The sequence below is a fragment of the Nibricoccus aquaticus genome (assembly GCF_002310495.1).
GTDB classification, from domain to species: domain Bacteria; phylum Verrucomicrobiota; class Verrucomicrobiia; order Opitutales; family Opitutaceae; genus Nibricoccus; species Nibricoccus aquaticus.
The window spans coordinates 2,140,274-2,166,166 of the sequence record NZ_CP023344.1 but is presented as its reverse complement, the minus strand read 5'-3'; the positions used below and the strand labels follow the sequence as shown (position 1 = coordinate 2,166,166).

23 protein-coding genes are annotated in these 25,893 nt (G+C 60.5%); 3 read left to right on the top strand and 20 right to left on the bottom strand.

Annotated elements, in window-relative coordinates; genetic code table 11:
- Positions 1-160: 160 nt before the first annotated feature.
- From atpC to CMV30_RS08675, 16 genes are all read right to left on the bottom strand, one after another.
- The gene (gene atpC, locus CMV30_RS08750; protein ID WP_096055661.1) at positions 161-568 is read right to left on the bottom strand and encodes an ATP synthase F1 subunit epsilon; all 408 of its coding nucleotides are present in this window, start codon (positions 566-568) and stop codon (positions 161-163) included.
- Positions 569-580: 12 nt separating this feature from the next.
- Positions 581-2,002, bottom strand: a complete 1,422-nt coding sequence (atpD, locus tag CMV30_RS08745) for a F0F1 ATP synthase subunit beta (protein ID WP_096055660.1) — start codon at positions 2,000-2,002, stop codon at positions 581-583.
- Between the two features lie 39 nt (positions 2,003-2,041).
- A complete protein-coding gene (atpG, locus tag CMV30_RS08740; protein ID WP_096055659.1) occupies positions 2,042-2,902 on the bottom strand; it encodes an ATP synthase F1 subunit gamma in 861 nt (286 codons plus the stop codon).
- Between the two features lie 44 nt (positions 2,903-2,946).
- On the bottom strand, positions 2,947-4,473 hold the full coding sequence (gene atpA, locus CMV30_RS08735) for a F0F1 ATP synthase subunit alpha (RefSeq protein ID WP_096055658.1): 1,527 nt from the start codon (positions 4,471-4,473) through the stop codon (positions 2,947-2,949).
- Positions 4,474-4,509: 36 nt separating this feature from the next.
- A complete protein-coding gene (locus CMV30_RS08730; protein WP_096055657.1) occupies positions 4,510-4,902 on the bottom strand; it encodes a F0F1 ATP synthase subunit delta in 393 nt (130 codons plus the stop codon).
- A 42-nt stretch (positions 4,903-4,944) separates the two neighbouring features.
- Positions 4,945-5,523: a F0F1 ATP synthase subunit B gene (atpF, locus tag CMV30_RS08725; protein ID WP_096055656.1), complete on the bottom strand. Its 579-nt coding sequence runs from the start codon at positions 5,521-5,523 to the stop codon at positions 4,945-4,947.
- A gap of 75 nt (positions 5,524-5,598) precedes the next feature.
- Positions 5,599-5,802 (bottom strand): ATPase, encoded by a 204-nt coding sequence (locus tag CMV30_RS08720; protein WP_096055655.1) that lies wholly within the window; start codon positions 5,800-5,802, stop codon positions 5,599-5,601.
- 78 nt (positions 5,803-5,880) lie between these two features.
- Complete coding sequence (locus CMV30_RS08715) at positions 5,881-6,771, bottom strand: F0F1 ATP synthase subunit A (protein ID WP_096057695.1); 891 nt, start codon at positions 6,769-6,771, stop codon at positions 5,881-5,883.
- A 181-nt stretch (positions 6,772-6,952) separates the two neighbouring features.
- Positions 6,953-7,570 carry a tRNA (guanine(46)-N(7))-methyltransferase TrmB gene (trmB, locus tag CMV30_RS08710; protein WP_096055654.1) on the bottom strand — a complete coding sequence of 206 codons (618 nt, stop codon included), beginning with the start codon at positions 7,568-7,570 and terminating at the stop codon, positions 6,953-6,955.
- A 119-nt stretch (positions 7,571-7,689) separates the two neighbouring features.
- Complete coding sequence (locus CMV30_RS08705; RefSeq protein ID WP_096055653.1) at positions 7,690-8,961, bottom strand: sensor histidine kinase; 1,272 nt, start codon at positions 8,959-8,961, stop codon at positions 7,690-7,692.
- Positions 8,949-9,668 carry a response regulator gene (locus CMV30_RS08700; protein ID WP_096055652.1) on the bottom strand — a complete coding sequence of 240 codons (720 nt, stop codon included), beginning with the start codon at positions 9,666-9,668 and terminating at the stop codon, positions 8,949-8,951. Before CMV30_RS08700 ends, CMV30_RS08705 begins: the two co-directional genes overlap by 13 nt.
- 122 nt (positions 9,669-9,790) lie before the next feature.
- Positions 9,791-11,683 carry a tRNA uridine-5-carboxymethylaminomethyl(34) synthesis enzyme MnmG gene (mnmG, locus tag CMV30_RS08695; RefSeq protein ID WP_096055651.1) on the bottom strand — a complete coding sequence of 631 codons (1,893 nt, stop codon included), beginning with the start codon at positions 11,681-11,683 and terminating at the stop codon, positions 9,791-9,793.
- A gap of 136 nt (positions 11,684-11,819) precedes the next feature.
- The gene (gene mnmE / locus CMV30_RS08690) at positions 11,820-13,181 is read right to left on the bottom strand and encodes a tRNA uridine-5-carboxymethylaminomethyl(34) synthesis GTPase MnmE (RefSeq protein ID WP_096055650.1); all 1,362 of its coding nucleotides are present in this window, start codon (positions 13,179-13,181) and stop codon (positions 11,820-11,822) included.
- Between the two features lie 114 nt (positions 13,182-13,295).
- Positions 13,296-14,570 carry an efflux RND transporter periplasmic adaptor subunit gene (locus CMV30_RS08685; protein ID WP_138223203.1) on the bottom strand — a complete coding sequence of 425 codons (1,275 nt, stop codon included), beginning with the start codon at positions 14,568-14,570 and terminating at the stop codon, positions 13,296-13,298.
- A 12-nt stretch (positions 14,571-14,582) separates the two neighbouring features.
- Positions 14,583-16,946 carry an ABC transporter permease gene (locus CMV30_RS08680; protein WP_096055648.1) on the bottom strand — a complete coding sequence of 788 codons (2,364 nt, stop codon included), beginning with the start codon at positions 16,944-16,946 and terminating at the stop codon, positions 14,583-14,585.
- Positions 16,947-17,010: 64 nt separating this feature from the next.
- Positions 17,011-17,751: an ABC transporter ATP-binding protein gene (locus CMV30_RS08675; RefSeq protein ID WP_096057694.1), complete on the bottom strand. Its 741-nt coding sequence runs from the start codon at positions 17,749-17,751 to the stop codon at positions 17,011-17,013.
- Between the two features lie 209 nt (positions 17,752-17,960).
- Here CMV30_RS08675 and CMV30_RS08670 point away from each other — a divergent pair, with 209 nt between their 5' ends.
- Both CMV30_RS08670 and CMV30_RS08665 read left to right on the top strand, forming a co-directional pair.
- Positions 17,961-18,827, top strand: coding sequence for a crotonase/enoyl-CoA hydratase family protein (locus CMV30_RS08670; protein ID WP_096055647.1), 867 nt, complete (start codon positions 17,961-17,963; stop codon positions 18,825-18,827).
- A 140-nt stretch (positions 18,828-18,967) separates the two neighbouring features.
- Entirely contained in the window at positions 18,968-21,316 is a 2,349-nt protein-coding gene (locus CMV30_RS08665; RefSeq protein WP_138223202.1) for a hypothetical protein, read from the top strand.
- Between the two features lie 232 nt (positions 21,317-21,548).
- On the opposite strand, the gene CMV30_RS08660 is transcribed toward CMV30_RS08665, so the two are convergent.
- The 4 genes from CMV30_RS08660 to CMV30_RS08645 form a co-directional block, all read right to left on the bottom strand.
- Positions 21,549-22,382, bottom strand: a complete 834-nt coding sequence (locus CMV30_RS08660; RefSeq protein WP_096055645.1) for a tetratricopeptide repeat protein — start codon at positions 22,380-22,382, stop codon at positions 21,549-21,551.
- A 211-nt stretch (positions 22,383-22,593) separates the two neighbouring features.
- Positions 22,594-23,673, bottom strand: coding sequence for a recombinase RecA (recA, locus tag CMV30_RS08655; RefSeq protein WP_096055644.1), 1,080 nt, complete (start codon positions 23,671-23,673; stop codon positions 22,594-22,596).
- 147 nt (positions 23,674-23,820) lie between these two features.
- The gene (locus CMV30_RS08650) at positions 23,821-24,192 is read right to left on the bottom strand and encodes a DMT family protein (RefSeq protein ID WP_096055643.1); all 372 of its coding nucleotides are present in this window, start codon (positions 24,190-24,192) and stop codon (positions 23,821-23,823) included.
- A 16-nt stretch (positions 24,193-24,208) separates the two neighbouring features.
- Positions 24,209-25,183 carry an NAD-dependent epimerase/dehydratase family protein gene (locus CMV30_RS08645; protein WP_096055642.1) on the bottom strand — a complete coding sequence of 325 codons (975 nt, stop codon included), beginning with the start codon at positions 25,181-25,183 and terminating at the stop codon, positions 24,209-24,211.
- A 191-nt stretch (positions 25,184-25,374) separates the two neighbouring features.
- Here CMV30_RS08645 and CMV30_RS08640 point away from each other — a divergent pair, with 191 nt between their 5' ends.
- Positions 25,375-25,710, top strand: coding sequence for a glutaredoxin family protein (locus CMV30_RS08640; protein WP_096055641.1), 336 nt, complete (start codon positions 25,375-25,377; stop codon positions 25,708-25,710).
- The last annotated feature ends 183 nt before the right edge of the window (positions 25,711-25,893 follow it).

Here is a 25,893-nt window from a genome sequence, read left to right as displayed (position 1 = left end):
GAGCAATCCTGAGCGCGGAATGCCGCGTTGATGAAAGCCGGCCTCTTTGAGGCCGGCTTTTTATTGATCAGCCAAAATCGCTCCGAAGCGCGCATGAAAAAAGCGCGGTTGGAAACCGCGCTTTGGAGACTGGAGAAGTTGTTCGCTATGGACGAAGCCCTTACTTGCGACGGCGTTTCACGCCGAGCTGGGCAATTGAGAAGCGGACGACGCCTTCGAGGCGCTCGACTTCGGCGGGGTCCATGCTCTCACGAGTGCGCAAGGCTTCTTCGGCGCGGGCCTGGGCTTTCGCCACGGCATCTTCATCGATCTTGGCTTCGTCGATCGCGCTTTCGGCGAGGACGGAAACTTTATCGCCGTCGATCTGGGCGAAGCCGTTGCCGACTGCGAGGTACTCCGTGCGGCCGTTCTTGGACACGCGAAGTTCTCCAGCTTCCACCTGCGTGAGCAGCGGGATGTGGCCGGGGAGAATACCGATTTCACCTTCGACCGTCGGGATGACGACGGTCTCGATGACATCGGAGTAAACCCGGGCTTCGGGAGTGACGATTTCGAGTGTGAGAGGCATCGCGGAGGAAGCTTACTTCTTGGCTGCGGCAGCGATGACTTCGTCGATGCCACCCTTCATGTAGAAGTCGCCTTCTGCAATGTGGTCGAGCTCACCGGAGAGGATCATCTTGAAGCCGCGAACGGTTTCTTTGACGGGCACATATTTGCCAGGCGCGCCTGTGAACACTTCGGCAACCGCGAACGGCTGGGAGAAGAAGCGCTCCACTTTGCGGGCGCGGAAAACGGTCTGCTTGTCCTCTGGGGAGAGTTCGTCGAGACCGAGAATCGCGATGATGTCCTGGAGATCCTTGTAGCGTTGGAGAACGCGCTGGAGTTCGCGGGCGACCTTGTAGTGCTCGTCACCGACGATCGATGGCTCGAGAGCCTTCGAGACGGAAGCGAGAGGATCGACGGCTGGGTAAATACCCTTTTCGGCGATGGAACGCTCGAGAACGATCGTCGAGTCCAAGTGCGCGAAGGTGTTAGCCGGAGCTGGGTCGGTCAAATCGTCGGCGGGCACGTAAACGGCCTGCACGGAGGTGATGGAGCCCTTCTTCGTCGAGGTGATGCGCTCCTGGAGGATGCCCATCTCGTTCGACAGCGTTGGCTGGTAACCCACCGCGGACGGCGAGCGGCCGAGAAGTGCGGACACTTCGGAGCCGGCTTGCGAGAAGCGGAAGATGTTATCGACGAAGAGAAGCACGTCCTGGTTTTTCTCGTCGCGGAAGTATTCCGTCATCGCGAGAGCCGAGAGGGCCACGCGCATACGAGCGCCTGGCGGTTCGTTCATCTGGCCGTACACGAGCGCGACCTTCGACTTGCCGAGGTCTTTCTGGTCGATGACGCCCGCTTCGGACATTTCGTGGTAAAGGTCGTTACCCTCACGGGAACGCTCACCGACGCCGGCGAACACGGAGTATCCACCGTGGGCCTTGGCGATGTTGTTGATGAGTTCGAGAATGACGACGGTCTTGCCGACGCCGGCGCCACCGAAGGCTCCGGCTTTACCACCCTTGGTGAACGGGCAGATCAAATCGATAACCTTGATGCCGGTCTCGAGGATCTCGGCCTTCGTGTCTTGATCGGCGATCGTGGGTGCGGCGCGGTGGATCGGGTACTTCTTGGTGAAGGAGACCGGGCCTTTGCCGTCCACGGGATTGCCGGTGACGTCGAAGATGCGGCCGAGAACGCCTTCGCCGACGGGCACCGAGATGGGCGCGCCGGTATCGAGGACGCTCATACCGCGCACGAGGCCTTCAGAGGAAGACATCGCGATGGCGCGGGCGACACCTTCACCGAGATGCTGCTGGATCTCGAGGGTGAGGTGTTCCTTTTTACCGCTGACGGTGAAGTCGACGGTGAGCGCCTGATAGATAGGCGGGATCGAGTTCTCGGCGAACTGCACGTCGACCACGGGGCCGATGACTTGGACGATTTTGCCGGTGTTGGACATGTTAAGAAAAGTTACGGATGAAAAGTGACTGGCGGGGAATTAAGCGGAGTAAGCGGCGGCGGAGATTTCGAGAATCTCCTGCGTGATGGCGGCCTGGCGGGCCTTGTTGTATTCGAGACTGAGTTCGCCGACTAGTTTGGTGGCGTTGTCTTTCGCGGTCTTCATCGCGACCATGCGCGCACTGTGCTCGGAGGCTTTTGCGCTGAGGACGGTCTGGTAGATGTAGCGGTTGACGTAGAACGGCAGCAACGCATCGAGGACCGACTGGGCGCTTGGCTCGAAGAGCATGTCGCGCGAATCGGCACCACCGGTCGCGGGATTCAGGATCGCCTGGAATTCCGCGACGTTGGTCAGCGGGAGAATCGGGCGGATCTGCGGCTCTTGAACGAGGGTGTTCTTGAAGCGCGAATAGATGACTTCAACCGTATCGACAGCGCCTTCGAGGTACTGCTTCACGAGGAACTCAACGGCGACTTTGACCTCGTTGAACGGCACGCGATCATGCACCGGGAAATCGGCGAGCATGTCGCGCTGCGAGCGTGCGAGAAACTGAGAGCCTTTGCGGCCGATCGCTACGAATTTCGCAGGGGTCTTAATCTCGGAAACGATCTTGAAGAGATTGGCGTTGAGCGGACCGCACAGACCTTTGTCTGAGGTAACGAGGATGATGCCGCGGACCTTCACTTCGCGTTTCGCGAGGAAGGGATGCATCGACTCTTCGACGCGGTTGGCGAGCGCGCCGAGCATCGAAGCAAGTAGCTGCGCGTAAGGACGGCCCGCGAGCGCGGCGTGCTGAGCCTTCTTCATCTTAGAAGCGGCCACGAGCTCCATCGCCTTGGTGATCTGGCGAGTGTTTTTAACCGACTTGATGCGTCGGCGGATGTCGCGAGTTGAAGGCACGGTGTGAGAGGATTAGCGCGAAAGGACGAGAAACGCGGTGGCGATTAAGCCGAGTACGTGGATTTCCACTCGGTGAGGGCGGCCTCGATCTTGGCTTCGAGATCCTTGTCGAGAGCGGCCTTGGTGCGGATTTCCGTGAGGAGCGCGTCCTTGCGGGTCGCGAAGAATTCGCGGAGCGCAACGGCGGCGGCGGTGACTTTCTTCAGGTCGAGATTGTCGTAGAAACCCTTTTGGAGCGCGAAGATCGTGACGGCCTGGAGCTCGATAGAAGCCGGGCTGAAAGCAGGCTGTTTGAAGAGCTCGACGATGCGACCACCGCGATCGAGCTGGGCCTTGGTCTTGGGATCGAGGTCGGAACCGAACTGCGCGAAGGCGGCGAGTTCGCGGAATTGGGCGAGCTCACCCTTAAGTTTACCGCCGACCTGCTTGGTGGCTTTGATCTGAGCGGAAGAACCGACGCGCGACACCGAGAGACCGACCGACACGGCGGGACGGATGCCTTGGTTGAAGAGATCGGTTTCGAGGAAGATCTGGCCGTCCGTGATCGAGATCACGTTGGTCGGAATGTACGCAGACACGTCGCCAGCCTGGGTTTCGATGATCGGGAGCGCGGTGAGCGAGCCCTTGCCATCGAGACGAGCGGCGCGCTCGAGGAGGCGGGAGTGGAGATAGAAAACGTCGCCGGGATACGCTTCGCGGCCGGAGGGGCGCTTCAAGATGAGCGAGATCTGGCGGTAAGCGACGGCGTGCTTGGAGAGATCGTCGTAAACGATGAGCGCGTCCTGGCCGTTTTCCATGAACCACTCGCCGATGGCAGCGCCCGAGAATGGAGCGAGGTATTGATTGGCGGGATTGTCGGCGGCGGGAGCGGCGACGATGACCGTGTATTCAAAAGCACCTGCGGCTTCGAGGGCGGCGATGGTGCGGACGATGTTGGAATTCTTCTGACCGACGGCGACGTAGATCGAGAAGACCGGGCGGAACTTCGGATCGCCGGAGGCGAGGCCGACTTTGTTGATCTTGGCCTGATTGATGATCGTATCGATCGCGATGGTGGTCTTGCCGGTGCCACGGTCGCCGATGATCAGCTCGCGCTGGCCGCGACCGATCGGAATCATGGAGTCGATCGCCATGATGCCGGTGAAGAGAGGCTGGTTAACCGATTTGCGCACCATGATGCCGGGGGCGATTTTTTCGACGGGATAGGTTTCCTTGGCGTCGATCGGGCCTTTGCCGTCCACGGGATTGCCGAGCGCGTCAACGACGCGGCCGAGGAGGGCTTTGCCGACGGGAACAGAGAGGAGCTTTCCGGTCGTGGTGACTTCGTCGCCTTCCTTGAGTTGTGAAACGTCGCCGAGGACGACGCAGCCGACTTCGTCGGTCTCGAGATTGAGCGCGATGCCGGTGACGCCACCGGGGAACTGCACCATCTCGTTGTACATCACATCGGAGAGGCCGTCGATTTTGGCGACGCCGTCTGCGACGGTCCGGATCTTACCGGTGTTCTTCTTGACCGCTTTGTTCTGCAGCTTGGCGATCTGTTGTTCGATTTGTTCGATGACGGTGCTCATGCGACGGGAAAAGGACTGAGGGATTTGTTGAGAAAGTTAGACGGCGGCGGCGAGGGCGCCGAGCTGGCTGGAGACGGAGTTTTCGTAAATGTCATCGCCGACACGGACGCGAAGACCGGCGAGAAGCGCGGGATTCGGTTTAGCGGAGGCGGTGACGGCGCGGCCGTATTTTTTGGTAAGAGCGGCGGCGATGGACTGAAGCGCGGCAGGCGTGACGGAACCGGCGTGCTCGACGATGGCGTGGCCGCGGGCGAGTTCGGCGGCGACGAGGCGCTCATAGGCCTTAAGCACCGCGACGATGGCGGGCGGCTGGATTTTTTCGACGTAGCCGAGAACACCCGAGACGCGCTCGGCCGTGATCTGGCCGTTTTCGAAGCTCAGCTTGAAGAGCTGGCGGGCGAGTTGCAGGGTTTGTTTTTTAGCGGCCATGGCGCGGGACGAAGGTCGTCAGTAAAGGGAGGATATGGCGGCTCAGACGTTGGCGAGCTCGCGTGCGGCGGTCTCGTTGTAGCTGGCGCGGTCGGCGTCGGTGAGCTTCTTGGCGAGAACGCGTTCGGTCGTGGCGACGACGAGGCGGGCGATTTCGCTGCGGGCATCGGCGAGCATTTTCTTGTGCTCGAGCTCGATGGCCTGCTGGGCCTTGGTGATAAGACCATTGGCGCGCTCGGTGGCTTCAGCCTGGGATTTATCAGAGAAGTCCTTCGCGGTCTTGCGGGTTTCTTCGATGATCTTGTTAGACTCGAGCTGGGCGGCCTTGATGAGGGCTGCGCTCTCCTGCTGGGCGGCGGCGAGCTGGGACTTCATGTCCTCGGCGAACTTGAGGCCTGATTCGATCTTGCTCGTGCGCTGATCCATCGTCGCGAGGACGGGCTTGATCGCGAACTTGTAGAGCACGACGGCCAGGATCGTGAAGCTGGCGAGCTGCATGCCGATGTTCACGGCATCGATGCCGAACTTCGTGACCAGTTCCTGCACGAGGCCAGCCTCGGCTGCATGGGCCGAGTGCGCTTCAACTGTGGGAGTCGCGGCTGCGAGGATGAAGGAGAGCATGGGAGAGACGGAAATTGAGAGGAGACATGCTGCGCGGATCGTTCAGATGCCGCGCAGCAGTTTCAAAGAGACAACTTACTTAGCGAGGAAGAGCGCGAGGAGGCCGAGACCTTCTGCGAGCGCCATACCGAGAATGGACTGAACGAGGATCTTGCCGGAAGCGGCGGGATTACGACCGACAGCTTCGGCTGCTTTGGTGCCGATGAGACCGACGGCGGTTGCGGCGGCGATGAGGCCGGCTGCGGAGGCGATGTTGCCAGTGATTTCTGCGAGGATCATGTGCGTGGTGGGTTTGGTTTTGTTCGTTCTCTCAGTCGTGCACGTTTGTTAGATACATGCTCCCGACCGTGAAAGGGTTTAGTGGGCGGATTCCTTGGCGTGGGCGGCGTGCCCGTGGCCATGCTCTTCGTCGTGGTGATCGTCGCCGTGATTGCAGATGAGGCCGATATAAACGGCCGTCAGGAGAGTGAATACGAGGCCTTGGACGAAGCCGACGAGGAGTTCCAGGAAGTAGAAAGGCGGGAGAAAGTGCATCGCGTGGAGGAGGTTTTCTCCACCGAAGACGTTACCGAAAAGGCGCATCGAGAGTGTGACGGGGCGGATAAAGATCGAGACGACCTCGATGAAACCAACGATCAGAAAGATGCCGGAGAGGCCCCAGTACATGGCCGGAGCGAGTTCTTTTTTGTCGGCCTTATTACCGAATAGATCGAAGAGCAGCAGGCCGGGACCGGCGTAGCGCATGACGATGATGAACCAAGCGCCGAAGGAGACGAGGGCGAGGGCGATGGTGCCGTTGAGTTCAGAGGTGTGGGGGCGTACCAGCGGAGTGGAGACGTGGAAGTGACCATTCACCTCGTGACCCCAACCGATCGTACCAACGCCGGGGATGAGGCCAGCCCAGTTGTGGAAGACGATGAAGATGAAAAGTGTGATGAGAACCGGGAAGGCCATCGGCATGGCTTTCTTGCCGACAATGGGCTCGTAGAGTCCGCGGAGTGCATCGACGGCGCTTTCGACAATCGCCTGTCCTCGTGTCGGGACGATTTTGGGTGTTCCTACCAACCAGCGGACCAGCGCAATGATCGCTAGCGTGATGATCACGCTATAAAGAATGCTGTTGGTGACGGGGAGTCCGAGGAAGCTCTGGAGTGAAGGCGCTTTTTCATGGCCATCTTCTGCGGCAAACGCAGTCGCGCCAGTGGCGAGCATCGACATCGAAAGGACTAATTTCTTGAGTGCGGGCATGTCAGCGCGGATGGGCGTTGGATCAGTGGAAAAGGAGATGACGTAGGCAAACGCGTTCCCCGTCGTCAATAATTGAAATCAATCCGGCTTATGGATGCGCCGGGAATTAGCCTGTTCGTCACACAAGACGGGCTGAACTTATCGTAATAGTCGCCCGCACGATTGGACCTTTGCTGCCGCGTTAAGTCGCGAGATGAGAGGCCCGACGGGCGACGAGCGATTGATAGGAGGCAGCGCGGCTTTGAAAGACGGTTTCCAGTTCGAAGGGCCATGAATCGGACGCATCGACTTTCCAGTCAGAATGAGAGGCTACGGTCGCTTGTGCGGCGGAGAAATAGGGGGCGTAATCCGTGCGGAAGCAAAGCCGGGCGCCTGGTCGGGTTTTAGCGGCCAACGCGGAGAGGAAGTCCGACTGGAGGATACGGTTCTTATGATGGCGGCGTTTCGGCCAGGGGTCGGAGAAGAGGATGAAAATATCCGCCAGAGCTGCAAGCGACGGAAGGGCGTCAAGAAATTCACGGGCTTCCGCTTCTAGGAAGAGGAGGTTGGTGAGTTTTGCGCGGTCGCGTTTGCGGCCGGCGCGGATGATCCGGTCTTTGAGCAGATCGATGCCAATACAGAATGCGTCGGGATGCGCTGCTGCATACGCCGTGAGATAATGACCGTGGCCACAGCCGATCTCGAATGTGAGCTGAGACAGGGCTTTGGCCGGCACCGAGTCGGCCAGAAATGTCTTCAGAGCGGACAGGCGCGAATCACGGCGGGAAAGGTAGTCGGCGGTGCGGGCGGCGTTATCCACGCGGCGGAGCTAGCAGAGGCGCACGCGGTCGCGAAAGCGCAAAGCGTGTGGAGCGACGATTTATTCGATCATCGCGGCAAGTATGCACGAGCGAAGGGTCTCGAGCGGCACGCGCTCGCTTAGCCGTTGGCACGAACCAGTAGGCTAAAATAGAACGCGGTCCCCTGCCCTAGCGTGCTTTCAACCCAGACGCGGCCGCCGTGGAGCTGGATAATATGTTTCACGATGCTGAGACCGAGACCGGTGCCGCCCTTGTCGCGGGAGCGGCCTTTGTCCACGCGGTAGAAACGCTCGAAGATGTGCGGGAGATCGTCGGCCGGAATACCCGGGCCATTGTCGCGTATGCAGACTTCCACTTCTTGATCACGGATGCGCGCGGAGACGTCGATGTGCGAGCCCTTGGGCGTGTATTTGAGCGCATTATCGAGGAGGTTTTCGCAGACTTGAGTTACCTTGAGTGGATCGATGAGCAGCTCGCCGACAGTGGGATCGATCGCGAAATGAAGTTGATGCTCGGCGGCGGCGGGGCGTGCGCGATAGTCGTCGATGATAGAAGCGATTAGCGAGGAGAGCGCGACGGACTCGCGGCGAAGCCCTGGGTTAATGGATTCGAGACGCGAGAGCGTAAGGAGATCTTCGAGGAGCGAATTTAACCGCTCAGTATGACGCTGGATGGTGCGCAGGAATTTATCGCGGTCAGCTCCGGGTATGTCGTGGTGCCCATCGACGAGGGTTTCAGTGTAACCTTTGATAATGCTGAGCGGCGTTCGCAGTTCGTGAGAGACATTGGCGACGAAATCCTTTCGCACGGCCTCCAGTTTTTTTTGTTTCGTGATGTCGTGGAGGACGAACAGCGCCCACGGGCCCTGCTGGCCGTTGAGCGGAGGAATCGTCGTGCCGGTAACTTCGACCCACAGCGAGCGGTTGCCATCGGCGAACTCCATCTCGTGCTGAGGCTCAGCCTCATTTTTGCGCACGGACTCAACGTACGAGAGAAACGTGACACTGTGCAGGACGAGTTCGAGACGTTGATGGAGGATGTTGGTGGCGCGCGGGAAAATTTCCTGAAGGGCTTTGTTCGCGAGCAAGATGTAGTTGTCGCGATCCACGATCAGCACCGCTTCCTGAAGACTGCCGAGCGTGGCCTCAAGTTGAGCAAGCTGGCCAGTGCGCTGGTGCTGGAGGCGGCTGACCTCGGAGATAAGATCGTTGGTTTCGCGGCAAAGTTGATCCCAGCTATCACTCAACGAGCCGGGCAAATCCTCACGCAAGAGCGCCTGCTTTTGCAGAATCGCCTGATGCAGACTACGCATCGCCGTCCGATGACTCCAATGGCGGCGAAGCAAGAAGCCCAGAGCCAGGACCAAGGCGGCGATGATCAAGTAGGGCATGTCTGGACTTTACGCTCGGCCAAGCGGTACCCCACCCCGCGGATGGTTTCAATCCAGTCGGCTTCCGCGCCGAGCTTTTCGCGAAGACGTCTCACGTGCGTATCCACGGTGCGCGTCTCAATCTCGGTTTCGTAATTCCAGACGTTAATCAAAAGATGTTCGCGAGTCTGCACGCGGCCTCGACGCTCCATGAGCAGGCGCAGAAGCTTAAACTCGGTCGCCGTGAGCTCGATGGCCTTACCGCAGACAACCGCTTCGTGTCGCTCGATATCGATCACGATGTCGCCCGCCTGAAGCTTTTTCACTTCTTCACCGCCACCCTCAGATGCCCGCCGTAAAATCGACTGCACTCGAAGCACAAGTTCTTTGGTGCTGAATGGCTTGCAAATGTAGTCATCAGCACCTGTTTCCAATCCCTGAATACGATCCGACTCTTCCGCCTTCGCGGTGAGAAATATCACCGGGACTTTTTTAAGCTGCGGATCGGCACGCAACAGGCGGCAAATCTGCACTCCATTCAGATCCGGCATCATTACATCTAGGATCACCAGATCGGGCAAAAATGTCCGCGCCGTGCCTAGGCTGTTATTGGGATTATTGATCGCCTCCACCTGATAGCCCTTGGCTTTGAGATGATAGGAAACCAACTCGGTAACATCGGCCTCATCGTCCACGATCAAAATCTTCTTCACTTTGCTGTCCGTCATATGAGCCCGGAAGTTACAAACTGGCGAACAGCAAGCCGAGCGATTTTACCCGAGCGTTTCACAAATGTTACAGGGCGCAGATCCCGAAACCTATGCCGCCGCATCGGCCAAATAAAAAACGATCACCCACTCATGCGCCCTGCCCTAACCGCCTCAATATAAACCATTAAAATGCTAATATCCGCCGGGTTAACTCCACTAATACGGCCCGCTTGACCCAAGTTATAGGGCTTAAATTCCTGAAGCTTGAGTGCGCTCTCTTTTCGCAAACCACGGATGGAGAGAAAGTCCATGTCAGCCGGAATCTTGATCTTTTCGACCGCCGAAAGTTTTTCGATCTGCCGCTGTTCGCGAGCAAAATAGCCCTGATAGCTGACCCGATAGAGTGCTTCGCCACGAATCTCCGCCGATAAACTACCAAACTCCACCGGGTAGTCCGGCACCGGAGCGTTGCCCGTCGTCGAACGCCGGACCGCATCACCCCAACTCCCCTGCCCGACCGGCGCCCGCAGTTTCTCAAACGCCTGTACCCAATAGTCCACCTGGCGCTTCTTCTCCTCCATTCGAATCAAGCGCGTCGGCGAAACTAACCCATGCTCACGCGCATGATGTAACAAACGCAGCTCCGCACTCCCGTGATTAAACAAAAGCCGATGCTCCGCCCGGCTCGTAAACATGCGATAAGGCTCACGCGTCCCCTTGGTCACCAAATCATCAATCAGCACGCCGATATAGCCTTCGTGCCGTTGCATGACCAACGGGGACTGCGTTCGGACCTTACGGACCGCATTAACTCCAGCGATTAATCCCTGCGCTGCCGCCTCCTCGTACCCCGAGGTCCCATTTATCTGCCCGGCAAAAAACAAATTCTCCACCTTTCGGGATTCCAGTGATGGAAATAGCTGAGTCGGCGGCGCGAAATCGTACTCAACCGCATACGCGGGCCGCAGCAGTACCGCATTTTGCAGACCAGGAACGCTATGAACCATCTCAAGCTGCACCTCAAACGGCAGCGACGTGGAAAGCCCATTCACATAGTACTCATTCGTCGTACGTCCCTCAGGCTCCAAAAACAACAAATGCCTCGGCTTATCAGCGAAGCGGACAAATTTATCCTCAATACTCGGGCAATAGCGCGGCCCAACGCCCTCGATCTCCCCGGAATACATTGCCGACTTATGTAAGTTATCCCGAACGAGCTGCGCCGTGGCCGCCGTCGTATACGTCATCCAGCACGAAACCTGAGCCGACCCCGGCCGCCAGCCAAGCCGCTGTTCGCCGGTCTGTTCCACGTGGAACAAATTTTCGGGATCGCGCGTGTCATGAAATGCAAAGAGGGCAGGGGAGTTATCACCCTTTTGCTCCTCCATCTGGCTGAAATCCAAACTCCGTCCCAATAACCGTGGCGGAGTCCCCGTTTTCAACCGCTGCAACTCGATCCCCGCCTCAAGAAAACTGGCCGATAACGTCTTCGCGCTAAAGTCACCCAAGCGTCCGCCTTCATTCTTATTCTGCCCGATATGCATCAACCCCCGCAGGAAAGTCCCGGTCGTCACAACTACCGTCGCGGCGTTGAACTCAATATCGAGGTTCGTGCGTACGCCCGTGACTTTTTGTCCGGTGTAAACAAGCCCAGTCACCGTTGCTTGAAAAACCTGTAGATTCTTCTGAAGCTCCAGCGTGTGCTTCAGACGAAACTGATACGCCTTCTTGTCGCACTGCGCCCGAGGCGACTGTACCGCCAGTCCCTTGGATTCATTCAATAAGCGAAACTGAATTCCGGTGAGATCCGTGTTGATCCCCATCTCTCCGCCCAATGCATCGATTTCACGCACCATCTGCCCCTTCGCCTGCCCGCCAATAGCCGGATTGCAGCTCATTTGGGCAATCGTATCGATATTACCCGTCAAAAGCAGCGTGTTAGCCCCCATTCGCGCCGCCGCCAAAGCTGCCTCACAGCCTGCATGACCAGCGCCGCACACAATCACATCAAACGGTATCTTATTGTAAATCATCGACTAGCAGTAAATTAAGCCGACGATTAAGCATAAAACCCCAGCACCACGCAAAGAGGAAGTGTACCCAATTCCCCGCAACGCTCATCCATCGCTTCACGCATCCGCCGCCATCTCCAGCGCCCACCGAGTCCAACTACTTCCCGATACAAAATGTCGCGAAGAGATGATCCAACATCCGCTCGTTATCGATCTTCCCGCCGATCTCTCCCAGCGCATCGAGCGCCCCACGCAGATCGCTCGCCAGCAACTCCACCGGCCCAGCCACTCCGAGATTAGCCCCAGCCGCCTTCAAACATTCCTGCGCGCGCCCCAACGCCGCCGCATGACGCGCATTGATCGCAATCACCTCATCTCCCTGATCGCGACGAAACGCCTCCGCCCGCTCCACCACCGCCGAGATTAGCGAGTCAACGCCCTCACCCGTGCGTGCCGATATTCGTACAACCTCCTTTCCTTCAATATATTGCTCTATATCAAGCTGATCACCGCCGAGATCGATCTTATTAAAGACCACCAACGCGTTTTCCGCCGATAACCGCTCAACCAGCTCCTTAGGCAGCTCCGGATGCGGCCGCGTCGCATCCAACACCAATAAAAACAAATCCGCCTCCGCCGCGCGCTCCAGCGTCTTTTCCATTCCGAGTTTTTCCAGCGGGGCAGGCGAGGGGTTCAGCCCCGCCGTATCGATCAGGCGCAGACAATGCGGCCCCAGGATCACCCGCTCTTCGATAAAATCCCGCGTCGTCCCCGGCTCCGGACTCACCAGCGCCCGCTCGCGCCCCACCAGCTGGTTCAGCAGTGAACTCTTCCCCGCGTTCGGCTCGCCCACGATCACCGTTTTGATGCCGTCTCTCAACAACTCCCCGTAATGCTGCGTCGCCAGCAACCGCTCCGTCCCCGCCGCCACGCGCTCCACCCCACGCGCCACGATCCTGCGATCCTCCGCCGGCAAATCCTCATCGGGAAAATCGATATAAGCCTCCACCCGCGCCAGCACGCCGAGCAACTCATCCGTCAACACTCCCAGATGCCGGCCAAGACTCCCGCGCAGCTGCTGATTCGCCGCCGCTAACGCCCGCTTGCTCCGCGCATGGATCAAATCCATCACCGCCTCCGCCTGGCTCAAATCCATCCGCCCGCTCAAAAACGCCCGCCGCGTAAATTCCCCCGCCTCCGCCGCCCGACATCCCCGCGCCAGCAGATCCTCCAATATCTTCTGCGCGATAAAAGGATTCCCGTGCGATGAAATTTCCAGCGTGTCCTCGCCCGTGTACGACTTCGGCCCCGCGAAAAACGTCACCAGCACATCATCCACCACCGCGCCCGCTCGATCCCGATAATCCGCGTGATGCGCCATCCGGGGCAGGGGAGTCTCTCCAAAAATCGCCCGCGCCAGCTCCGCGCACTCCGGCCCGCTCGCCCGCACCACCGCGATGGCGGACGTTCCCACCGGAGTGGCCAATGCTGCGATCGTATCGAGGGATGCGTGACTCATTCCCCCCAGCCAACACCGCGCCCCGCCAAAAGAAAAGTCAGCTCACGCATCCGCCTTCAATTCCACCACGCCCGTCAGCCTCTCCTCCTTCGGCCTCCCGCTGCCTCAACCCACTCACCGCCCCACCGCATCACCCGCCTTCACCCGCACACCCTCCACGATCTTATCCCCCGGATAAACGATCACGACTTCCTCCGTCTTCAACCCCTCGACGATCTGCGTCATCACCCCATTCGACCGCCCTGTCTTCACCTCGCGCAACCGCGCCCGCCCGTTCTCCACCACAAAAACCTGCCACCTTCCCCCGCGCTGAAACAACGCCCCCGCCGCCACCTGCGTCACCGCATCCTTCTCCCACACCACGATCCGCGCCTCCACCCGGTACGCATCGCCCAACGTCGGCCGCTTCTCCACCGCATCGACGAAATCCGCGATCACGTTCACCCGCTGCTCCTCCACACCCAGCGCAGAAATCTTCGTAAACGCCGACGGCTCCACCAACCGCACCTTCGCCTCCAGCGCTTCACCTCCGCCCCATTGCTCCAAAAACACCTTCGCCCCCTGGTCGATCGCCACGCCATCTCTCGAAAGCACTTCCACGATCACCTCCAGATCCGTCGCATCGCCCACCTCCAGTAACGGGGTTCCCGATACAACCGTCCGCGCACTCTCCTGAAACACCCGCAACACCCGCCCGCTCACCGGCGACACCACGGGCAACGTCGCCAGACTCTCCTGCGCCGTGTCTCCCGCCGCCTCCGGCCTCCCGCGCATCAGCAACGCCCGCGCCTGCTCCAATTCGTATTCCGCGATCCTCGCTCCGAACTCCGACGCCCGCCCTTCCTCCGCCGTCGTCCGCGCCCGCGTCACCGCCGCATCCAGATCCTGACGCGACACACTCACCTGCGCGAAAAGCGACTGCACCCGGTCCAGCTCCGTCCGCGCCAGCTCCGCCGTCGCCTTCGCACTCTCGCGCCTCGCCACCGCCTGATCCCGCGCCGCCTCCGCCGCACGCACCCGCGCCTCCGCCTGCGCCAGACTCCGCGCATCCAATAAATCAGCACCGCTCGTCTCCAACGACGTCAGCAACGTCCCCCGCGCCTCAACCTTCGCCCCCGGCTTCAACTCGATGCGCCGCATATGCCCCGCCGCCGGCGCCGCGATCACGTAGCGATTCTTCACCCGCGTCCGCCCTTCCTCATCGACCGTCACGCGCAACATCCCCGTCTTCACCCGCGCCGTCTCCACCGACACCGGTTTCGGCATCAGTCCGATAACAATCAACACCAGCAACACGCCCCCCGCGATGTACACCCACGGCACACGCCGCTTCTTCACGGAAGCCTTCGATTTCAAAATCACAGGAGCGGAATTATCGGACGGTTTCATCGAATAAAAAAATCAGTCGCGGGCTTTCAGCACAGCCACGAGATCGAGCTGCGCCAGCTTCCGACACGCAAACACGAGCGACAGCGTCGTCGCCACCACAATCACCAGCGTCGCAAACGCGTAATTCCCCGCCGTCAGGATCAACGGCAGCCGCACCGTCTCCGTGTTCACACTCGTGAGAATCGCCTTCGCCATACCCGACCCGAAAACCAGCCCCAGCGGAATCGCCACCACCGCCAGTATCACCAATTCCCCCACGAGCACCGCGCCCACTTCGCGCCGCGTGAACCCCAACACCCGCAACGTCGCCAGCTCCCGCTGCCGCTCCGACAGCGAGATCCGCGCGCTGTTATACACGATCCCAAAGGCCACCACCGTCGCGAACACCAGATAGATCGTCTGCAATAACCCGATGCTCTGCGCCGTCGTCTTCCGAAAACTCTCCCGCATCGAATCCTTGATCACCACGCCCGACGCCCGCGGTGTCTCTTTCACCGCCTGCAAAAACGCCCGCCAGCTCCCCGCGGCCACACTCACATGCGCGCCACTGATCCGGTCGCCTTCCATCAGCAACCGGTTGAGCGCGTCCAGCTCCATATACGCCGCGATCCCCGCAAAATCCTCCGCAAACCCCGCCACCGTCACTTCGCGCACCGGCCGCTTTCCTTCCAACACCCGCACCACAATCGTATCACCCACGCGCAGCCCGAGCGCCTCACCGAGCTTCCGCGAAAGCACCAGCCCGCGCTCCGGCAACGTCAGCGGCACTCCGCTTCCATCGACCACCCGGCTCAACAATCCCTCCGACGGCAGCCCTTGGATCGCCACGCGCCGCCGCACCGTTCCCGCGTCTAGCTCCACCGCCACATAGCGAAACGGCTCGGCATGAACCACGCCCGGCAACTGCCTGAACTCCGCGATCGCCCGCGAGGGCCCCGGCTCCACCAGCGACAGCGACACCGTCTCGCGATGCACCAGATCCCACTGAAAATCCAAAATGTACCCGACTCCGTCGCGAAACGAATTCGGGATAATCAAGATCCCCGTCGCCATCGCCAGTGCCAGGGTCGTCAACCCCGCCCGCCACGGTTTCCGTTCCACGTTCCGCATCGCCATCCGCATCGACGCGCTAAACCACCCGCCGATCCCCGCCCGCTCCACCAGCGACGGCCGAAACGACGCCGGCGCCTCCGGCCGCATCGCCTCCGCCGGCGGCAACATCACCGCGCGTCTCACCGCGCCCACTACACCGACCGACGACGCCACCGCGCTCGCCGCCACCGCCGCCAGCAATGTCGGCCACGACAGCATGAACTCCAGCCGCGGGAACCGGAAAAATAAGTGATACATATCCACCAGCTTGTGCCCCAGCACCACGCCGCCCAGCGCACCGAGCGCCGTCCCCGCCGCGATGATCGCGAACGTGAACTTGAAAAAATGCCCGCCGATCTGCGCGTTGCTAAAACCAAACGCCTTCAAAATCGCGATCTGCTCCCGCTGCAGCGTGATCTGCCGGCTCATCACCGAGTTCGTCATGAACGCCGCCACACTCAGAAACACGAGGGGAAAACCAAACGACAGCCCCTCCAGCACGCGGATCTCATCCCGCACGCGGATGTGCGACGGATGATTCTCCCGCCCATACGCGCCCAGCCCGCCAAACGTCTCCAGCACCCGGTCCATCTCCGCGATCACCGCCCGCTCCGACGCTCCCGGCGCCAGCGTCACCGACACCCGGTTAAACGCCCCTTCCAGACTATACGCCTCCGCCAGCTCCTCGTACCTCATCCAGAAAACCCCAAACGTCCGGTTGTCCGGCAACGCCGCGCCCGGCGGCGCCTCGAACACAAACTCCGGCGACAACACGATCCCCGCGATCCGCAGCGGGATCTTCCGCCCGTTCAAAATCGCCGACAACGCATCCCCTGGTTTCAGCCCGTGCGCCTCCGCAAACGCCTCGCCAACCAGAATCTGATGCCGCGAATCTATCCCAATCATGTGCCCGGATCTCAAATACAGCCGGTTCAACCGCGCCTCGCCGCGCTCCGGCAGCGAATTGATCAACGCGCTCGCCGGCTCGTCCATCCCCGGCAGATCCAGCGTCACGCGCATCCCGATCCCTGTCTCCACCGCGCCCACCCCTGGAATTTCCGCCACCCGCTCCGCGACCGACAACGGCGCCCGCTTCAACCCCGCGAAAACCTGCGCGAAACGATTCTGCTCATAGTAGCCCGCCTGCGCCGTCTCCAGCGACCGGATCAAACTCCGCGTCATGATCATCATCGCCAGCCCGCACGCCATCACCAGCGCCACCGCCAGCGCCTGCGATTTCAACCCGCGCAGATCCCGCAGCAATTTTCGGTCGAGGTGATTCATATTTCAACTACGCGACAGGGCAGGGGACTGGAGTTGCTCATGATGCGTTAGGTCTCGCTCGCACTCACCACTCCAGACTCGCGACCGCCGCCCGGCTCGCATTGCGCTTTTCACTCACGATAAGCCCGTCGGATAAACTCAGCACCCGGTCGGCCATCGCCGCGATCGCCGCGTTATGCGTGATGGTCACCGTCAGCGTCCCGAGCTCGCGATTGATCCGCTGAATCGCCTCCAGCACCGTGATCCCCGTTTTAATATCCAGTGCCCCCGTCGGCTCGTCGCACAGCAAAACCTCGGGCCGCTTCGCGATCGCCCGCGCAATCGCTACACGCTGTTGCTCGCCACCGGAAAGCTGCGCCGGAAAGTGATCCATCCGCTCGCCCAGCCCCACCAGCGTCAGCGCCTCCTCCGCCGTCATCGGATCGCGCGCGATCTCCGTGATCAGCCCCACGTTTTCCCGCGCCGTCAGGCTCGGTATTAAATTATAAAACTGAAACACGAACCCGACCACGTCTCGTCGGTAACTAGTTAGTTCTCGCTCGTCTGCCTCCGCTAAAGAACGTCCGCGAAAATCCAACGTCCCCGCCGTGGGCGAATCCAGACCGCCCAAAATATTCAGCAGCGTCGACTTTCCACTGCCCGACGCCCCCAGCAGCACAACCAACTCGCCGGAGTGCAGATCGAGATCGACGCCGCTCAACGCGCGCACCGTCGCCGTCTCCTCACCATAAATTTTAGTGAGCCCGCGCACGTGGAAGACCGCGTCGCTTCTCAGCTCGGAAACAGGCGTATGAACGTGAGTCATGTTAAGTGCGCTCTCCGACAAAACCCACAGCCGATGGTCTCTACAATTTTCAACTGTTCAGTGGGCAGCAGGCCAAGCGCCTGCTACGATAACTCTGCGGGCTGAGCCGTCGCGGAAGAAATTAAACTATCGAGAACGAACACACGGGTTTTTTGCGACCACACCGATCAAACCGGTTGTTCGCGCGAGCAGCCAGCCCTGCACATACCATGCACGCAATCCTCAGCCTGGCTGAAACTCAGAACACCCAATCCGACATCGTTCTCCAAACGGAGTCGCTCACCGCCCGCTACGACGAATCCACCCGCACCCTCTGGAACTACCTCCACGCCTCACCGCGCCCGTGTTTCACCGAGTCGCTCCTCGCCGACGCCCATCAACTCCATTCCCTGATCCGTAACGGCGAAATCCCGGTGGACTTCTACGTCGCCGCCTCCGCCGTACCGAAAGTCTTCAACCTCGGCGGCGACCTCTCGCTCTTCCGCCAGTGCGCCCTCGATCACGATTGGGAACGCCTGACGAACTACGCCGAGTCCTGCATCGGCGTCCTCAACGACCTCGTCTGCGGCTTTGATCGCAAAGTCATCAGCATCTCCCTCCTCCAAGGCGACGCCCTCGGCGGCGGCTTCGAATCCGCCCTCGCCACCGACTTCATGATCGCCGAAGAGCAGACCAAAATGGGCTTCCCCGAAGTCCTCTTTAACCTCTTCCCCGGCATGGGTGCGTACAGCCTTCTCGCCCGCAAACTCGGCCCCCAGCCCGCCCAGCGCATGATCCTCAGCGGCTCCACTTACTCCGCTCCCGAGCTGCACGCACGCGGACTCCTCGACCAGGTCACTCCACCAGGGCAGGGCGAACACGCCGTCCGCGACTTCATCCGCGACACCCGGAAACGACTCCACGGATACAGATCCTTCCTCGAAGCCCGCCGCCGCACAACGCTCTGGACTTCCCGCGAAGAACTCCTCGCCGTCGTCCACGAATGGGTCGCCAGCGTGAAACAAATCTCCGAACGCGACCTCCGCCTCATGGATAAACTCGTCACCGCCCAAAACCGCCTGAAGCTCGCCGCCTAACACCCTGGCGGGATGACGTCCGCCGCCGAAGCGATCGCTCCTTCAACCGCTTCTGCGGCGGCCTCGCCCAAATATATTCTTCCACGCCTCGCACTTTTCCCGTGGCGGACGGTCCGACAGCGCCCTTATTCATGCGCTTCATGGACCCTTTCTCACTGGTTCGTTCTCTCCAACTCGCCGCCGCGGTCGCACTTCTGCCCGCCGCCGCCCTCGCCCAAACCGGCGCTCCGACCGAGCCCAATCCCCTCAACGCCGTCCGCCGCGAGCTCTCGCCCGACGCCCTCTTCTACACCTACATCGACTTCGAAGGCGGCTGGGGCCAGGTCGGTCGCGAACTTTCCGATACACTCAAGGCCAGCTCCTTCGCCGATAAACCCATCGATCTCCCCGGCGCCTTCGAGGCCATCGGTCTCTCCCAGATCCGCGCCATCGGCCTCAGCTCCGACGCCGTCCCCGGCGGCTACGACAACCGCTTCTTCCTCTACACACCCACCGGCCGCGCCGGCGTGTTCTCCCTCTTCCCCGGCAAACCCCAGCCCTTCCAGGCCGCCCAATTCGCCCCCGCCGACGCCGACCTCGTCCTCGACCTGCGCCTCGACCTCCCCGCCCTCATCAAAACCGTCGAGTCCGTCGCCGTGAAATTCACCGGCGAAAAAGAAGTCGCCGACGAACTCCTCAAGCTCCTAGCCCAGTCCGAGGAAAAAGGCCTCACCGAACTCATCGCCTACCAAGGCCGCGCCATCGTCATCGTCCGCATGCACCCGCAGGACCAGATCGAGCGCCGCGCCGCCGAGTTCTCCTTCAAACTTCCCTTCGACGTTTTCGCCCGCATCGAAACCGGCGGCAAACACATCGCCAAAACCCTCGCCGCCGACTCCGACTGGCTCCGCGAAGAGAAAAACGGCCGCACCTACTTCACCCGCAAACCCACCGACGACGTCCCGCCCGAAGACTTCGCCATCATCCTCGACGGCGACTCCATCGCCATCGCCTCCACGCCCTTCTCCGACGAGTGCCTAGCCAAAACCGGCGCCCTCGCCGCCGACCCCGCCTACCTCCAGGCCCTCGCCGACTCCGCTTCCGAAGGCCACGTGCTCTTCTACATGACGCCGAAGTTTTTCACCTCCGTGCGCAACGCCTCCAAAATGCTCTTCCTCACCAGCAGCTTCGCCAGCCGCTCCTATAAAGACGCACTCATCGCCAACCAGCTCATGTCGATGCTCCCCATGATCGATAAGCCCCTCACCTCCGTCCTCGTCGCCCGCGACGACGGCATCCTCATCCGCGGCCGCTCCATCGAATCCCTCAAAGCCAGCCTCCCCGCCGTCTCCCTCCTCACGCCCGACTTCCTCGGCCGCATCGCCACCTACGCCGCCAAAGCCTGGGTCATCGACGACGCCCGCCGCCACGAAACCGAGCGCGCTCAAAAAGAATTCGCCCCTCAACTCCAGCAAGTCGGCGAAGCCGCGCAAAAATTCTTCGCCGCCAATCCCGAAGCCGAGTCCGTCACGCTCACCGCGCTCAAAGCTGCGCTGCCCAACGAAAAACTCCCCGACTTCTCCACCGTCTCTTCGACCGAAGTCGAAGTCCTCCGCGCCTCCGACATCGTCATCTTGGAGCACAATACTCTCGGCAGTATCCAGCATCTCATGCCGATCACCAACGCTCAGCGCGCCACGATCGAGAAAAACCTCCGTGCCATCGACGGCGCCGCCCTCGAGTCGATGCTCGCCGAGGGCAGCGGCTACGCCTACGCCGGCACCTTGATCGACGCCGGCTGGATCGAGCCAAAACCCATCAGCCTCCTCGGCGAAGATTACACCTCCGTTTCTCCCACGCTCACCGAGCCCCGCCTCACCATCACCACGCGCGGCAACCAGGAAATCGCCATCACCCGAGAACCCAAAGCCCTCGCCCAAGTCCGCCGCTCCATCGCCGAACGACAGCTCCACGTAGAGCGCAACCTCGCAAAAGCCCACGAAGCTGCCCGCCGCTACTTCGAAGCCAGCCCCGAAGAATACGCCGTCTCATTCGACGACCTCGCGAAAAAAGATCTCAAACCCGAACTCACTCCGATCATCGGCGAAAACTACTCCGACCTTAGCTTCACCCGCGACTCCACCTCCACCTCGCTCACGCATCCCCGCTTCGGCCGCGTCATCTACACGGAGCCGCCTTCGCCGAAACTCGTCACCGCGCTCCGCGAACGCCTCCAAAAACTCGAACGCGCCGCCTCCGCCTACTTCGCCAAAAACCCCAAAGCCGAACTCGTCGTCTCCGGCGAAATCTACGAAGACCCCGTCCCGGCCATCGACACCGCTACTCATGACGATGCCGCGATGCCCGTCGTCAGCACGAGCGATGCGCCAACCTCCGCTGCGACCCCCGACCTCAGTGCTCTCGTTATCCGCCGCGATTACGAGACGATCAAAGCGTCCTTGGAATCCGGTTACGAAGTCACCGTCCCCCGCACCAAACCCAAACGCTGAACCTGAACGAAAATGTGGGGCGCTGTTCCGTCAGCGCCGCGCACCGGGGAAACCCGGCAAACCGTCATCATTTATAACAGCGGCCCTTCGGCCGGGCCCGGTCGCCGCCTTCCAGAATAAAAAGCCACGCATTCACCAGCGCGGCTTTTTTATTTTCAGCATTCCGTCGATAACACGAGCGCTCCTCACCAGGCTTCCCGCGTAATCCGCACGGATGTCCGTGCACAGGTATTTATTTCGTCTGCGCAGGCGGCGCGTCAGGAGCTGGCGGAGGTGTCGCCTTGGGCGCGGGTGGAGAGATGACCGGAATTGAGAGACCGCCCGGAGCCGGAGGGGCGATTTGGATACGTCCGGGTGCAGGAGGCGCGTCCAGCTTCACTTTGCCATCGGGCTTTGTCACCGCAGGCACACCGGTCGGAGCGCTCGGCGAAGACCCGGCCGACTTTTCTCCAGAACCTGCCGCCGCCTTGCCATCGCCGCCCGCCTTCGAAAGCACCAGCGCCCGTTTTTCCGCATCCGCGATGATCGCCGTGCGCTTCGCCTTCGTGAGATGATCACGCAGCTGTTTTTCACCCGCCGGGTCAGCGCCATTCTTCGTCGCAACAATCAGCCACGCGAGACCCTCCACATAATCCCGCTTCACCCCGCGCCCACTGGAGTACATCGCCCCCAGATTAAACTGCGCCTCCGCCACACCCGCGTTCGCCGCCGCCTGATAACGCACGAACGCCTGCGGCAGATTTTTCGGAATCACTTCACCGTCTGCATTCAACTTTCCCAGCCGGAACGCCGCGTTCGCGTGCCCCGCATCCGCAGCCCGCTCCAGCAACGCCACCGCCTTTGCCACATCCACCGGCACCTGCACGCCGTTGAGATACATCTCGCCGAGCTGATAGCCCGCCTCCGGATTCCCCGCCTCCGCCGCCTTCTGCATCTCCTCCACACTGCTCCAGCTATTATTGCCCCCAGTCGTAGAAACCAGCTCAGGACGGGAATCGTCAGCCGCCCGCGCGACAGACAACGGCAGCGAAACAACGAGTGAAACGAGAAGGACGTGACGAAGCATGATGAAAGAGGGGGTTGATGAAGCAGGGGAGACGCAGACTCAATCCACGCTCATAACTGTAGCAAAAAACAACAATCAGTTCCGCCGCAACGCAACGGACCAAATCACTCCGTCGTACGTGAACATAAAAAAGCGCGATGCTTTCTCATCGCGCTTTTGTCGGCCACACCAGGCAGGACCGCCTAATGTCCCGCTGTTATTCCAGCCGATCTCACTCCTCCGCTTCACCCGTCACCGTCGCTCCACCCGTGATGTTTACCTTGGCGAGCACGGCTTCCGTGATCTTCTGCGCGACATCCGGCTTGTCCTTGAGCGTCTGTTTTGCCGCATCGCGGCCCTGGCCGATGAGCTCGCCGTTGTAGGCGATCCACGCGCCTTTCTTTTCCAGAATCTTGTGCTCAAGCGCGAGGTCCAGCAACGAGCCGGTCTTCGAAATGCCCTCGTCATACATGATGTCGAATTCCACCTCGGTGAAGGGTGGGGCGACTTTGTTCTTCACGATTTTGATCTTCGTCCGGTTGCCCACGATTTTGCCGTCGGGCAGCTTGATCTGGTCTTTGCGACGGATGTCGATGCGGACCGAGGCGAAGAACTTCAGCGCGCGTCCGCCCGAAGTCGTCTCGGGGCTGCCAAACATGACGCCGATCTTCTCGCGGATCTGATTGGTAAAAATACACACGCAGTTCGTCTTGCTCACGACCGCCGTGAGACGGCGCATCGCCTGCGACATCAACCGCGCCTGGCTGCCCATCGTCATGTCGCCCATCTGACCATCGAGCTCGGCCTTCGTGATCAGCGCCGCGACGGAATCGAGTACGATCACGTCTATCGAGTTGGAGCGGATCAGCGTCTCCATGATGTTGAGCGCGTCTTCACCGGAGTCCGGCTGAGAAACGAGAAGGTCATCCAAGTTCACGCCAACGACGCGCGCATACTTCGGATCGAGCGCGTGCTCGACGTCGATGAACGCCGCCAACCCGCCCCGTTTCTGCGCCTCCGCGATCACGCTCAAACAGAACGTCGTCTTACCCGAGGACTCCGGCCCGTAAATTTCGATGATGCGGCCCTTGGGCAAACCGCCCACGCCGAGTGCAAGGTCGAGGGCGAGCGAGCCGGTCGAGAGCGTTTCGACCTTCATCTTGGCATTGCTGCCCAGACGCATGATCGAGCCTTCTCCGAATTGCTTGGTGATCGAGGAGAGCGCGAGGTCGATGTTCTTGTCGCGCGCAGCAGAGGCGGTGACGACGGCGGACGACTTGGATTCAGCTTTGGCAGGAGCGGCTTTGGACATGGGATGTGTTGTTTGAAAAGTGAGCGTGAAGATCGCGCGTGATGCGCCAATCAACGGGATATGTTCAGGCGAACGGTGGGAAACGTTCGCCCGCTGGCAAGCGCAGAGACGCGCCTTTCTTCAAAAACTATCTCCCGCGCCAACCTTTCAATGCCCCCCCGGCGCCCCGCCGCCGGGCTTGAACGCCGTCGCGAAATACACCGCGAGCAGGATCAGCCCGAAACTCACTGCGTAGTTCCACGTCAGCTTTTCCTTCAGCACCAGCCACGCGAAAATCACGAAAACCCCCAGCGTGATCGCCTCTTGGATGATCTTCAGCTGATACCCCGTGAACGTCCCGCTCATGTACCCCGCCCGATTCGCCGGCACCATCAGGCAGTACTCGAAAAACGCCAGCCCCCACGAAAACAGGATCACCGTCAGCACGGTTTTCCCTTCGAGAAATTTCCACTTCAAGTGCCCATACCACGCGAGCGTCATGAAGATGTTCGAAGCCACCAGCAGCAGGATAGTTTTCATCGGCGTGTCTTAAAAATCAGTACCCGTGATACCCCTTGAACCACGTCACGAACTCCCGCAGCCCGTCCTCTAGCACCACCTTCGGCGTAAACCCAATCGCCGCCTTCGCCCGCTCGATATTCGCGCACGTCTCCGGCAGATCCCCCGGCTGCGCAGGCAACAACTCTACATTCGCCTTCTTCCCGAGCAGCGACTCCAGCATCTCCACAAACAGCCGCACCTCCACCGGCCGGTTGTGCCCGAGGTTGAAAACCCGATACGGCGGGGTGGGGCGCTCGTCCGGCGGATAAAGCAGCACCTTCACCACGCCGCCCACGATGTCGTCTATATAAGTGAAGTCGCGCAACGACCGCCCGTGATTGAACAGCTTCAACGGTGCTCCCTCGCAGATCGCCTTCGAGAAAAGCGACGGCGCCATATCCGGCCGGCCCCACGGTCCATACACCGTGAAAAACCGCAGCCCCGTTATCATGAGCCCGTGCAGATGCGCGTAACTGTACGCCATCAGCTCATTGCTCTTCTTCGTCGCCCCGTAAAACGACAGCGGCTGATCCGTGATCTGATCCTCCGAGAAAGGCAGCTTCGCGCCCGCGCCATAAATGCTGCTCGAAGACGCAAACACCAGATGCTTCGGCGGCCTCGCCCGGCACGCCTCGAGCACATTCAGGAAACCCGTGAGATTCGCCTGCACATACGCCGCCGGATTCTCCGTGCTGTACCGCACGCCCGCCTGCGCCCCGAGATGCACCACATAGTCCGGCTTGAACTGCCGATACAGCCCGCCAAACGCCGCCGCATCGCTGAAATCGCTCTGCACAAACCGAAACTTCTCCAACGGCTCCAGCTGCTTCAGCCGCGCCCGCTTCAGATCGACCGGGTAATAATCGTTGAGGTTGTCGATGCCCAGCACCTCGCAACGCTTCGTCTCCGCCAGCCGACGGCACACATGGTAACCAATAAACCCGGCCGCGCCGGTCACGAGGACTTTCATGAGAGGCGGCGTTGTTAGAGCACCCCGGAAAATGCGGCTAGCGTAAAAACTCCGCTCGCTTATCCCCTTCGCCCACACGCCCGGCTTCTACCCCGCCGCCCTCCCATGAAAAAATTTCCAAACTTACTATTGATTGGCAAAAAAACCGGCCTTTAGGTTGCACCGTTTTTGACCTTAGCGACGCTTCCAGCATGAACATCAAAGCCTATCTCAAACCCAGCTGTGGTTGGTCCAACGGCGTCCGCGCCATCATGCGCAAACACGGCCTCGCGTTTGAAGACATCGACATCATCAACAACCGCGAAAACTACGCGGAGATGGTTCAGAAGTCCGGCCAGCCCCTCTCGCCCTGCGTTGAAATCGACGGCGTGATGCTCGCCGACGTTTCCGGCGAAGAAGTGGAGAACTACATGCTCTCCAACGACCTCATCAAACCCACCGATACGCCCGCCGACGCGCCGACCAACGCCGCATGCACCGACGAAGAGCATGCCAAAATGGCCACTAAAACTATCCGCTTCTTTTAACTAAAAGAGCTCCCCAATTTCAAAACGCTCTGGGCCGGCTCTCGCAAACGCGTGACCGGCCCTTTTCTTGCTCTAAGCCAAATCCGTCCAAACCACCGATTTCCCGCCAGCCGCGACCGCCTCTGCATCACAACTTCCGTCGCACGTTCGCACCGAATCCAGTCCGCCACGCTCTCCAGCTCG

What these genes read in the sequence shown, in the direction of transcription:
- CMV30_RS08645 (WP_096055642.1), bottom strand. Translation starts at nt 25,183, where the DNA reads ATGAAAGTCCTCGTGACCGGCGCGGCCGGGTTTATTGGTTACCATGTG.
- atpF (WP_096055656.1), bottom strand. Translation starts at nt 5,523, where the DNA reads ATGCTCTCCTTCATCCTCGCAGCCGCGACTCCCACAGTTGAAGCGCAC.
- CMV30_RS08660 (WP_096055645.1), bottom strand. Translation starts at nt 22,382, where the DNA reads ATGCTTCGTCACGTCCTTCTCGTTTCACTCGTTGTTTCGCTGCCGTTG.
- CMV30_RS08685 (WP_138223203.1), bottom strand. Translation starts at nt 14,570, where the DNA reads ATGAAACCGTCCGATAATTCCGCTCCTGTGATTTTGAAATCGAAGGCT.
- CMV30_RS08705 (WP_096055653.1), bottom strand. Translation starts at nt 8,961, where the DNA reads ATGCCCTACTTGATCATCGCCGCCTTGGTCCTGGCTCTGGGCTTCTTG.
- CMV30_RS08730 (WP_096055657.1), bottom strand. Translation starts at nt 4,902, where the DNA reads ATGGCCGCTAAAAAACAAACCCTGCAACTCGCCCGCCAGCTCTTCAAG.
- CMV30_RS08665 (WP_138223202.1), top strand. Translation starts at nt 18,968, where the DNA reads ATGGACCCTTTCTCACTGGTTCGTTCTCTCCAACTCGCCGCCGCGGTC.
- atpA (WP_096055658.1), bottom strand. Translation starts at nt 4,473, where the DNA reads ATGAGCACCGTCATCGAACAAATCGAACAACAGATCGCCAAGCTGCAG.
- CMV30_RS08640 (WP_096055641.1), top strand. Translation starts at nt 25,375, where the DNA reads ATGAACATCAAAGCCTATCTCAAACCCAGCTGTGGTTGGTCCAACGGC.
- atpC (WP_096055661.1), bottom strand. Translation starts at nt 568, where the DNA reads ATGCCTCTCACACTCGAAATCGTCACTCCCGAAGCCCGGGTTTACTCC.
- atpD (WP_096055660.1), bottom strand. Translation starts at nt 2,002, where the DNA reads ATGTCCAACACCGGCAAAATCGTCCAAGTCATCGGCCCCGTGGTCGAC.
- mnmG (WP_096055651.1), bottom strand. Translation starts at nt 11,683, where the DNA reads ATGATTTACAATAAGATACCGTTTGATGTGATTGTGTGCGGCGCTGGT.
- recA (WP_096055644.1), bottom strand. Translation starts at nt 23,673, where the DNA reads ATGTCCAAAGCCGCTCCTGCCAAAGCTGAATCCAAGTCGTCCGCCGTC.
- CMV30_RS08650 (WP_096055643.1), bottom strand. Translation starts at nt 24,192, where the DNA reads ATGAAAACTATCCTGCTGCTGGTGGCTTCGAACATCTTCATGACGCTC.
- CMV30_RS08715 (WP_096057695.1), bottom strand. Translation starts at nt 6,771, where the DNA reads ATGCCCGCACTCAAGAAATTAGTCCTTTCGATGTCGATGCTCGCCACT.
- CMV30_RS08720 (WP_096055655.1), bottom strand. Translation starts at nt 5,802, where the DNA reads ATGATCCTCGCAGAAATCACTGGCAACATCGCCTCCGCAGCCGGCCTC.
- CMV30_RS08700 (WP_096055652.1), bottom strand. Translation starts at nt 9,668, where the DNA reads ATGACGGACAGCAAAGTGAAGAAGATTTTGATCGTGGACGATGAGGCC.
- CMV30_RS08680 (WP_096055648.1), bottom strand. Translation starts at nt 16,946, where the DNA reads ATGAATCACCTCGACCGAAAATTGCTGCGGGATCTGCGCGGGTTGAAA.
- mnmE (WP_096055650.1), bottom strand. Translation starts at nt 13,181, where the DNA reads ATGAGTCACGCATCCCTCGATACGATCGCAGCATTGGCCACTCCGGTG.
- CMV30_RS08670 (WP_096055647.1), top strand. Translation starts at nt 17,961, where the DNA reads ATGCACGCAATCCTCAGCCTGGCTGAAACTCAGAACACCCAATCCGAC.
- CMV30_RS08675 (WP_096057694.1), bottom strand. Translation starts at nt 17,751, where the DNA reads ATGACTCACGTTCATACGCCTGTTTCCGAGCTGAGAAGCGACGCGGTC.